Consider the following 10,072-nt stretch of genomic DNA (forward strand, 5'->3'; position numbering starts at 1 on the left):
CACGTACTCTACTTAAAATATCTAAATAAGTTGTATCCGATTCCATATTTCGATAACATATTATTGCATAGAAATAAAAAATTAGGGATTACCAGTTGAGAAATGTACAAAAATTAAAAAGGGGGAATTGTTATGGAGAGAAAGAAATTCGAATTTGTTAAACCAAAGATTGTGAAGACTGTTGAAAAAGACCCAGAATCGATTTTTAGGGAATTACAAATACCAAACATAAAAGGCTTATGGTCCCAACAAGCTGATATTTTACGGGAATATTATAATAAGTTTAAAACAAATCCAGATGTCGCTATTGAACTACCAACGGGGACAGGTAAAACTCTTATCGGATTATTAATTGCCGAATACAGGAGAAGGTGCCATCAAGAACGTGTACTCTACTTATGTCCAACTAAACAATTAGCAAAACAAGTTTATTCTAAGGCAAAGGAATATGGTTTGCCAGCAAGCCTGCTTATTGGCCCGCAGAAGGAATATTCAGAGGAAGAGTACGGAAATTATGTAACTAGCAAATCCGTTGGCATTACTACATATAGTGCTGTTTTTAACACAAACCCTTTTAAAATGGATGATGCAAATACCATACTGTTGGACGATGCTCACTCAGCAGAAAATTACATTTCATCATTATGGACAGTAGAGATAAAAAGAAAAGATAATAAGGAAGTTTTTGAGAGCATTATTGAATTATTCAAGGAAGATATTTCAGATTACAATTATACGAGAATAATGAGTGGTGATAACGAACATTATAAGCCGATTTATGATCTTATTCCCTATCCAAAATATCTTGAAAAACTACCTCAATTGATACAATTGCTTGAAACAAATATCACTGAATACGGTAATGCCAAACACCCATGGTCAAAAATAAATGGAAACTTGGAAGCGTGTCAAATGTTCTTTTCCTGGGGAGAAATTAATATAAAACCACTAGTCCCACCTACAAAAACTCACTCTGCATTTAGTGATGCGAATCAGAGAATATATATGTCAGCAACACTCGGAGAAGGAGGAGAGCTTGAAAGAATTTCAGGGATAAGGAAAATTAGTAAGATACCTATTCCTAAGGGATGGGATAAATATAGTAATGGAAGGAGATTAATTCTTTTTCCAAATAGAATTTTTAATCCAGATGATGCCATGAAAGTGGCGTTTGGTACAATTCGTAATCAAGGAAGGGCGTTAGTTCTATGTCCGGACAACCGTACTGCTCAGTTTTTTATTTCAAAGATGGAACAACAATTACCAGAATATACAATATTGGATTCATCAGCCATAGAAGACAGTTTGGAGCCATTTTCATCAAAGGAAAAGGTCGTGCTTGTGCTAACCAATAGATATGATGGGATAGATTTATCCGGGGATACTTGTCGCTTACAAATTGTGTTTGGGATGCCTGAGGCTACAAACTTACAAGAAGGATTTTTGTGGAATAGATTAAATGCGAATGCTGTGTTGAGTGAGTTAGTGAAAACCAGGATTACGCAGGCACTTGGAAGATGCACACGTTCAAATGATGACTTTGCAAATGTTATTATGCTAGATCCTAATCTATTGAAATTTTGTTCTAAGCGAGAGAATTTAATAGGATTTCACCCGGAAATTCAAGCAGAAATTGAGTTTGGGCTTAGTAACTCGGGGAAAATTGAATCAGTTGAAGAGATGGTCGGTTTTATGAATGACTTCATAACCGATAAAGAATACTTTACTGCTATTAATGATGCAGTGACGGAAATTCGAGAGGAATATGAGAAAAAAACTAAGGCTGAGGTTCAAAAACTAACACTTAATGTTGAAAACGAAATTGATTTTACTTATGCGTTATGGAAAATGGAACTAGATAGAGCTCTTGAGAAAGCAAAATTAATACTAGAAAAATTGAGTGGTGGTAAGGAACTTGAGGGTTATCGTGCTTGGTGGTATTACATCGCTGGTAATACAGCATTCTTAGCTAAAACAATGATTCCGATAGACCCAAATTTAGACAGGAATTATTATTCATCTGCATTAAGAATGTCCAACGGTATTTCATGGTTAGCTGATTTGATTCACACCGTTCCTACGGAAAAAGACGTTCCACGAATTGACCCTTACCTTGCGATACAAACAGATAACATTGAAATGGTGTTGAATAATCTAGGGTTATTCGGAGTTATGTTTGAAAAAAATATGAAGAAGTTGTTGGATCTGATTAACAACGATGACGCCAAAAAGTTTGAACAAGGATTGGAGCATCTAGGCAGAATACTTGGTTTTGAGGTTGTCCTTCCAAAAGGGGATACAGTTCCAGATGGAGTTTGGTACTTAAGAGATAAGTTCTTTGGATTTGAAGCAAAGACAGAAGAAGACCAAGGTGATCCTGTATACAGTGATGCTTGCAGGCAGACAGATGGGCATAAAAAATGGATTAGGGAAAATGTTCCTTTCCCAGAAGAAGGAACAGTCGATGCTGTCATGATAAGCCACAAAAGTATGATTCGCAGGGACGCTTTGCCTCAATCAAGAGGCTTATTCCACATAAACACATCTGATGTTAGAGAAATAGCGTTAAAAGCAACGAATGTGTTAAGGGCTATTCGTTCAGTTTTAGCGAAGGATGGTGAACCGAGTTTATTCCATAAGGAGCATATCGGTAATACTATTACTAAGGAAAGATTGACTTACCGAGATATAGAAGAGTTTCTTAAAACAACCCCCCTTGATGAATTGGAACGGTATTAATAAATAATGAGGCACCGTCCAGAAAAGTCGTCTTTATTGGCGACCTTTTCTGTTTGAACGTTATGAACTTAATTTTAACTCAGTTTGGAATCGATTAGACAGAATTCGAAGGGAGACAAATAAAATTTATAAAACCAGTTCTTTTATTTCACCAGAACGTAGTGGACAAAACTAGAGAATTAAATTAGACATATAAAAACATACAATTTGGACGAATAATCTGCAACAGAAGCTATAAAAGTTTTTAATTACTAATAACAGAGTAATCTCTTGCTATTAGTTATTTGATTAATAGCATTAATAGTTGGGAAAGTACAGTAAACGGAATACAATTTTTTAATGAAAAGCAACAAATTTGTGTTAATTGTCAATTATACAAAGGAAAGGAGAATAAACTATATTATTACGTAAAATATAAATTTGACGAAGTAATATATGTAGAATTAAAATATAGGTGAGGGGTGAGCTATTTGAGTAAAGATAAAAAGCAACATTTATATGCAAGAATTGAAGAAAAAGTAAAAGAACTACCATGGTATGTTGGTGAATTTATTGATAAAAAGCGAAGGAAATTATCTGCAGCTTCCCTTTTAAATTATTGTCATGATTATATTATATTCTTTGACTGGTTATTAGCAGAGGGGTATTTTAGGGGGAAAATAGTAGATATACCTCTTAATGTACTTGAAAAGCTTACAGTGCAACAAATAGAAGACTTTTTATCCTTTTTAGAGTATAAACTAGGGAACACTCCACTTACTATTAATCGGAAATTGTCTGCATTACGATCCTTATTCCATTACCTACAAAATGTAGCAGAAACAAATGACTTGGAGCCCTATATTCAACGAAATGTTATGGCGAAAATTGAATTAAATGATGTAAAAGAAGATCAAGAAACTTTAGCTAACCGTATAGAAGGTAAAATATTACGAGGTGATGAATATGAACAGTTTCGTCAATTTGTTGCCAGTGATTACGGATTGGTACACAAGGATAACAAAAAGCTCTTTAACTTTCACGAGAAAAACCGTGAGAGAGACACTGCAATAGTATCATTAATACTTGGATCAGGACTAAGACTTTCTGAAGTAGTTAATATTGATATTGACGATATTGATTGGCAAAAAAATACTGTTAGAGTTATAAGAAAAGGAAACAAAGAACAATATGTATATTTCAGTGAGCAAGCAAGTATAGACTTAAAGGAATACATATCTGTGCGAGAAGTAAAATACCAGGTTAGCAAAAACTTTAAAGCTCTATTCATTGCATCATCTATGGGTCCTAAAGATACGTCCAGAAGACTAACAGGACGTTCTATTGAAAAAATAATTGAAAAATATGCAAAAGCATTTGGTAAACCAGCCTTATCTGTACATAAATTAAGACACTCATTTGCAACTAGATATCACTTTGAAAACAATGATGTACCTAAATTAAGAAGACAGTTGGGCCATTCATCGATACAAACAACTATGATCTATACACATCTAACTAATGAAGAAATGAGAAGTGCGGTTAATAAAGCAGACAACTAGTTAGACATAAAAGGGTTTCAGTATTTTTGTGTCACTAACTGATTTGTTTTAGTCAAAAAAAGAACATAAAGCAGCTCATTAAGTAAATTTGTGTCACTAAATTAGACAAAATTCAAGTTGATTTAATGTTTTTAGTAAAAGATATATAAATTTTAGCATAACGAATACCCTGAAAAGGGGAAGTAATATAATAAAAGTACTGATTCAGTATAGTTGTGTCATTTCGTTAAGTATTTTTGTGTCACTGGTCAGCTATTCTTAAAAGCATTTGACATCGTTAATGTTAAAGAAATTTACTAGTTGACATAATACTTATTATGGGAAGTTATATGAAATGTTGTAAAGTTAGTCTCAGAATACAAGTATACTTATGATAGTGAGACAAAACAAAAAAACGCTATAAAATAGACTTAAATAAATTTTATAGCGTTACAATGATTATTTTCCAACATACATTGCAGTTGGTCTAAATATTGTATTGTTATTCGTTTGTTCAATTGCGTGTGCACACCAGCCAACGATTCGACTAGCACTAAATATTGGTGTAAATAATTTAGGATCCAGCTCTAATGTTTTCATGATGGCTGCTGCATAATATTCTACATTTGTATACAACTGGTAATTTGGTTTATTTTCTTTTAGTATTTTTATCGTTTCTTGTTCTGTTTTAATTGCTAATGACATCCAATCTGGTAAATTATCCAGCTTCATAATCGTCATTTTCAATGCTTCTGCACGTGGATCGGTAGTTTTATAGACTCGATGACCAAATCCCATTATCCGTTCTTTGTTCTCTAATTTCTTGTGAATAATTTCACTTATTGTATCTTCTGTTTTGATTTCCTCTAACAGTTCAATGACACCAGATGGTGCTCCACCATGTAATGGACCCTTCATTGCGCCTAAAGCACTTGTAATGGCTGCTATTAAATCACTTTTGGTTGAAATGGTCACTCTGGCAGCAAATGTTGATGCATTTAAGCTATGTTCCATTGTTAAGATCATATAGGTTTCTAATATTTTCGCGTGAGTTGAGTTGTGATCTTCATTAATCATATATAGGAAATTTTCAACATGATTCAAGGCTGAGTTTGGTTCGATAATTGGCATTTTTGTCTGTTTTCGGTAACGGTATGCAATGATGATCGGTATGATGGCGATTAATTGTATTGCTGTCTTGGTGTCATCTTCGTTAGGTAAAGATGCAGATACTATTGTTCGGAGTACATCCATAAGTTCCATTTCATCTGGCAACTGCTCTAAAATAGTTAGCTTATATGCTGGCAAGTAACGACTCTTTTTTAATGCTGTTTCGAATGCCGTTATTTCTGTTTGAGTTGGAAACCTCTCATACAATAAAAAATACGCGACCTCTTCAAATGTATAAGAGTTTACTAATTCTTGAACAGGAATTCCACGGTACGTTAAAACGCCACGCTGTCCATCGATATGGCTTAATTTCGTCTCCACAGCTGTTACGCCTTTTAATCCCGGTTGGAACATACATTTACCCCTCTTCTCCCTTTTTGTATATCATATAGCATTTAAATGATTATTAAAATTTAATTATTTTTACTATAATAATAAATAATACTTATTAAAGAGGTGTTCGTTTGGATACTCGTCTATTAAAAACGTTTTTGTTAGCAGCAGAATACGAAAATTTCCGCGAAGTTGCAGAAAAACTGTTTATTACCCAGCCTGCAGTTACCTTCCAGATTAGACAATTGGAAAAAGAACTTGGAGATAAACTATTTAGCAAGGATGGTAGAAACATTGTTCTAACAGAGTTTGGTAGATTGTTTTACCAGGAAGCAAAAGAAATAATCTCTCAATATACGAAAAGCATACAGCGTATGAACCAATTTAAGCAGGGTTACCATAGACTGTTGCGGATTGCTATATCACCATTGCTAGCGGACACCATTTTACCTACGATTCTTTACCGATATCGTAATGATCACCCAGAAGTGGAGTTCACCATCCGTGTGATGGAATCTAGTCTTATCTCTGAGCAAATTGAAAATGGTGCAGTAGATATTGGATTATCTTGTCTTCCTGGTTCAAGTCTTGTTAATAGTGTTGCTTTTCATGAAGAAGAAGTCTCCTTGGTGATGAAGCACGATGGGTATGATTCGGAATCGGGACCAGTATTAGATGCATTAGAGATTTTAGAAACGAATATTGTATTTACAGATAATCATCCTGTGTACTGGAATATGTTGAAGAATCAGCTTCAGACCCGAATTCCTCATTTACAAACGATGGTGGTTAATCAATCTCACATAACGAAACGATTTGTACTAGAAGGAATCGGGGTTAGTTTTTTGCCGAAATCTATTATCAATAGGGAAATTCTAGAAGGTAGATTGCTTGAGGTTCCGGTCGGATTCATGGAATTGCCAACCGCTAGTATGTATCTTGTGTGTAAGAATCAAAATAACTACGATGATGAGTTTGCTCGATTTATCAATAACTTCCATTACAGCTAAAAAGTGTCCTATAGGACACTTTTTAAAGTTATAGCATTATCCCTTTTCAATATCAATTCTCTCTAGTGGGCGTTTCGCTGGTCCCTCTATAACATCCCCAGTGTAGGAAAACCTGGATCCGTGACACGGGCAATCCCAGGTTCTCTCACCTGAATTCCATTCTACTTCACAGCCCATATGTGTACAGGTGGAATCAATCGCATGTAATGTTTCGTTTTTATCTTTATAAACTCCTGCACGTCTCCCGTTCAATCTGACAACGGTTGCATCATCTGCAGCTAAATCTTGAATGCGATTATCGGTAAATTCGAGCTTACCTTTAATTAAATGCTTTGCTACATCCGCGTTAATGCGCATGAATTTTCGTATGGAAGGGTCTGCTTGGAAACGGGATGGCGTATATAATTCTTCATAAGGACTGTCGTTCCCTACGATTTTATCTGAAATTATCTTTGCCGCAATGGTACCATTTGTCATCCCCCACTTGCGAAAGCCAGTTGCAACAAAAACCGCCTCCTCTTCTGCTGATATTCTTCCAACAAAAGGCACTTTATCTAACGTAGTTAAATCCTGGGCAGACCAACGATACGCATATGCTTGTACATCAAGATGCTTTTCTGCGAAATCTTGTAATGCTTGATAATGTTCTAGTGTTGCTTTTCCCTGACCGGTTTTATGATTTTCGCCAGCGACAAGCCATAATTCTTCTCCATTAACCGTAATGGAGCGTAATGAACGTGTGGGTTCCTCTGCTGAAATGTACATTCCTCTAGGGTACTTTTTTGCTGCTTTAGCTGCTAATACATAGGATCTTTCAGCATACATTCGTGTAGGATAGAAGCCTTGCCCATCGTAAAATGGAAAATGAGAAGCAACAAAAACATAGCGACATATAATCCGGTGGCCATCCCTCGTTATAATTGCTGGGTGTTTGTTATATTCGACGTCAATTGCGGTCGTATTTTCGTAAAATTGAGCACCGTTCTTTATGCTTTCTTCTGCAAGGACTTTCAGGTATTTTAAAGGGTGAAATTGTGCTTGGTTCTTCATCATTAATGCTTTTTTATGTGGGATATCTAATGGTATCTTATCAATCAAATCCCCTTCGATTCCCAGTTGATCATAGGCTGTTTTCTCGTTTTCAAGTTTTGTTATGTAGTCATCCGAATTGGTGTAAATAACAGCATCCTGTGTCTCATAATCACAATCAATGTTATGTTCATCCATATGCTTTTCAATTAGCTGCTTTGCCTCTATTTGTGCTTCATAATAGAGCTTTGCCTTGTCTTCACCAAAGTGCTTCATCAATTCATCATAGATTAGCCCATGTTGTGCTGTAATTTTTGCTGTGGTGTGTCCAGTAGTTCCGTTCAAAATAACGCCAGCATCAATAAGTGCTACCGTTAAATTTTGTTTCGATAATAGGTATGCTGCGGTCACGCCGACAATACCACCTCCAACAATTCCGACATCTACTTTTATTTTTTCTTCTAGTTTAGGGAAACTGGGAAAGTCTATTGATTCTCTCCAGTATGGTTCCGGGAATTGAGGCATTTCTTTTGAATCTGTCATGTCATTTACTCCTTTACTGATTTACTGCAACAAGCCTGTTTTTATGTCATAATGAAATTACTATATAGTAGTATTTCCAACACGGTTTATTATTATTGGTATGGATGATAAAAATTGGTAATGAAAGGAGTGATTTGATGCGAGCGCATATTGTCGTTCATGGTCGTGTGCAAGGGGTTGGCTTTCGTTACGCAGCTAAAAACAACGCTCGAATTCATGGTATCTGTGGATGGGTCAGAAATTTAGATGATGGAACAGTTGAACTAGAAATTGAAGGAACAGAAGAGAATGTGGAATCCTTTGTGCGTGATTTGACATCAGGCTTCACCCCATTTATTCGAGTTGATCAATTATCAATCACTACAAGTAATTCACAGCAAACAGCATTTGATACATTTGACATTAAATAAAAAATCGCTACCTCAAATACTATTAGGTAGCGATTTTTATTTATCTATCCTCAAAAAACTTTCGATTTAATAGAATATATTCATTTTCTTCCTCAGGAACTTCATCTTCCATGTAGATTGCTTGCACGGGGCAAACTGCTTCACATGCACCACAGTCGATGCAAATGTCTGGATCTATATAAAACATATCTTTACCTTCTTCTATACAATCCACTGGGCAGACTTCAACACATTCTCCTGCCTTTTCTGTTTTACAAGGCGATGTAATGACAAAAGCCATGTAAGACCCTCCTTTATCTATCGGTTACTATCAGTATTTATGCCATAATATAGTAATTATACTACAAAACCAGCTTATTAGTTCAAGTAATTACATATAGAATCGCCTTTTTTATTTAATTTCATACTAATAGTGCTATTGCATCATTCTAGCAACTCTTATGTAAAAAATAAAACCGATCACAAAGGATCTGATATGCTCCCCCTAAAGTAGACACCAAAAAAACAAAACTACTTTAGGGGGAGTTTTTTATGCGTTCTAATAGTAAACATTCTGTTGATGAACTTGAAAGATATATTCAAATGTACCTTGATGAAGGATGGAGCTATCGGGAGTTAAGTGAAAAGAAGGGTCTGCTGTTAAGTAAATCGGTATTTAATAAAAAAGTGCTGAGATACCAAGAACAGGGGATTAGAGGCATTCAAACGAAGAGGAGAAATAATAAATATAGTAAAGAGTTTAAGGACTTGATCGTTAAAGAACGCATCGAACAAGGCACACCTTTCATACAGTTAGCTCGCAAGTATGGTATTCCGAATGATAGTACTGTTCGAAATTGGATCATCAAGTATACTGAGGGGGAGGAATTAAAAACTTATTCTCCAAAACCCGAGGTGTATACAATGAAAAGTAGAAAAGTGACGCATGAAGAAAAAGTTGAGATTGTCAAAGCATGTTTAGCCAATAACTTATCTTATAAAGACACAGCTGAAAAATATCAGGTTTCTTATAATAATATTTACTCATGGGTTCAAAAGTACAAAGCGCATGGTCCTGATGGACTGGTAGATGGACGAGGCCACGGAAAGCCAGACAAGATCCAAACAGATGAAGAAAAGTTACGAACAGAAATTGCAGCATTAAAAGCACGAAATGAGTACCTTGAAACAGAGAACGCTGCGCTAAAAAAGTTAGAAGAAGTGGAAAGAGAGTTGATGTTACGCAAACGCGGTATGAGGCAGAGTACCAAACAATCAAAAAGCTCGAAAAAAAGGGGTTCAAAATAACCATACTATGTGAAGCATTAGGTGTGAGTCG

Annotated in this window: 8 protein-coding genes; 5 read left to right on the forward strand and 3 right to left on the reverse strand. The window is 35.5% G+C overall.

Annotated elements, in window-relative coordinates:
• Positions 1-132 precede the first annotated feature (132 nt).
• Positions 133-2,739, forward strand: coding sequence for a DEAD/DEAH box helicase family protein (locus JF53_RS06755; RefSeq protein ID WP_047982046.1), 2,607 nt, complete (start codon positions 133-135; stop codon positions 2,737-2,739).
• A gap of 470 nt (positions 2,740-3,209) precedes the next feature.
• A complete protein-coding gene (gene xerS, locus JF53_RS06760; protein ID WP_047982047.1) occupies positions 3,210-4,280 on the forward strand; it encodes a tyrosine recombinase XerS in 1,071 nt (356 codons plus the stop codon).
• Positions 4,281-4,718: 438 nt separating this feature from the next.
• Here the strand turns inward: xerS and JF53_RS06765 are convergent, their stop codons facing one another.
• Positions 4,719-5,783, reverse strand: coding sequence for a citrate/2-methylcitrate synthase (locus JF53_RS06765; protein WP_047982048.1), 1,065 nt, complete (start codon positions 5,781-5,783; stop codon positions 4,719-4,721).
• Between the two features lie 110 nt (positions 5,784-5,893).
• On the opposite strand from JF53_RS06765, the gene JF53_RS06770 reads away from it, so the two are divergent.
• Positions 5,894-6,772 carry a LysR family transcriptional regulator gene (locus tag JF53_RS06770; RefSeq protein ID WP_047982049.1) on the forward strand — a complete coding sequence of 293 codons (879 nt, stop codon included), beginning with the start codon at positions 5,894-5,896 and terminating at the stop codon, positions 6,770-6,772.
• 36 nt (positions 6,773-6,808) lie between these two features.
• Here JF53_RS06770 and JF53_RS06775 read toward each other — a convergent pair whose 3' ends face one another.
• Positions 6,809-8,344: an FAD-dependent oxidoreductase gene (locus tag JF53_RS06775; RefSeq protein WP_047982050.1), complete on the reverse strand. Its 1,536-nt coding sequence runs from the start codon at positions 8,342-8,344 to the stop codon at positions 6,809-6,811.
• 137 nt (positions 8,345-8,481) lie between these two features.
• On the opposite strand from JF53_RS06775, the gene JF53_RS06780 reads away from it, so the two are divergent.
• Positions 8,482-8,754, forward strand: a complete 273-nt coding sequence (locus JF53_RS06780; protein WP_236686920.1) for an acylphosphatase — start codon at positions 8,482-8,484, stop codon at positions 8,752-8,754.
• Positions 8,755-8,794: 40 nt separating this feature from the next.
• Here the strand turns inward: JF53_RS06780 and JF53_RS06785 are convergent, their stop codons facing one another.
• Positions 8,795-9,034, reverse strand: a complete 240-nt coding sequence (locus JF53_RS06785) for a 4Fe-4S dicluster domain-containing protein (RefSeq protein ID WP_047982052.1) — start codon at positions 9,032-9,034, stop codon at positions 8,795-8,797.
• A 251-nt stretch (positions 9,035-9,285) separates the two neighbouring features.
• Here JF53_RS06785 and JF53_RS06790 point away from each other — a divergent pair, with 251 nt between their 5' ends.
• Positions 9,286-10,041: a helix-turn-helix domain-containing protein gene (locus JF53_RS06790; protein ID WP_053351188.1), complete on the forward strand. Its 756-nt coding sequence runs from the start codon at positions 9,286-9,288 to the stop codon at positions 10,039-10,041.
• The last annotated feature ends 31 nt before the right edge of the window (positions 10,042-10,072 follow it).

It is taken from the genome of Ornithinibacillus contaminans (assembly GCF_001038425.2).
Lineage (GTDB): Bacteria > Bacillota > Bacilli > Bacillales > Amphibacillaceae > Ornithinibacillus > Ornithinibacillus contaminans.

Coding starts and splice junctions, on each gene's coding strand:
- JF53_RS06755 (WP_047982046.1), top strand. CDS start 133: ATGGAGAGAAAGAAATTCGAATTTGTTAAACCAAAGATTGTGAAGACT.
- JF53_RS06765 (WP_047982048.1), bottom strand. CDS start 5,783: ATGTTCCAACCGGGATTAAAAGGCGTAACAGCTGTGGAGACGAAATTA.
- JF53_RS06775 (WP_047982050.1), bottom strand. CDS start 8,344: ATGACAGATTCAAAAGAAATGCCTCAATTCCCGGAACCATACTGGAGA.
- JF53_RS06780 (WP_236686920.1), top strand. CDS start 8,482: ATGCGAGCGCATATTGTCGTTCATGGTCGTGTGCAAGGGGTTGGCTTT.
- JF53_RS06785 (WP_047982052.1), bottom strand. CDS start 9,034: ATGGCTTTTGTCATTACATCGCCTTGTAAAACAGAAAAGGCAGGAGAA.
- JF53_RS06790 (WP_053351188.1), top strand. CDS start 9,286: ATGCGTTCTAATAGTAAACATTCTGTTGATGAACTTGAAAGATATATT.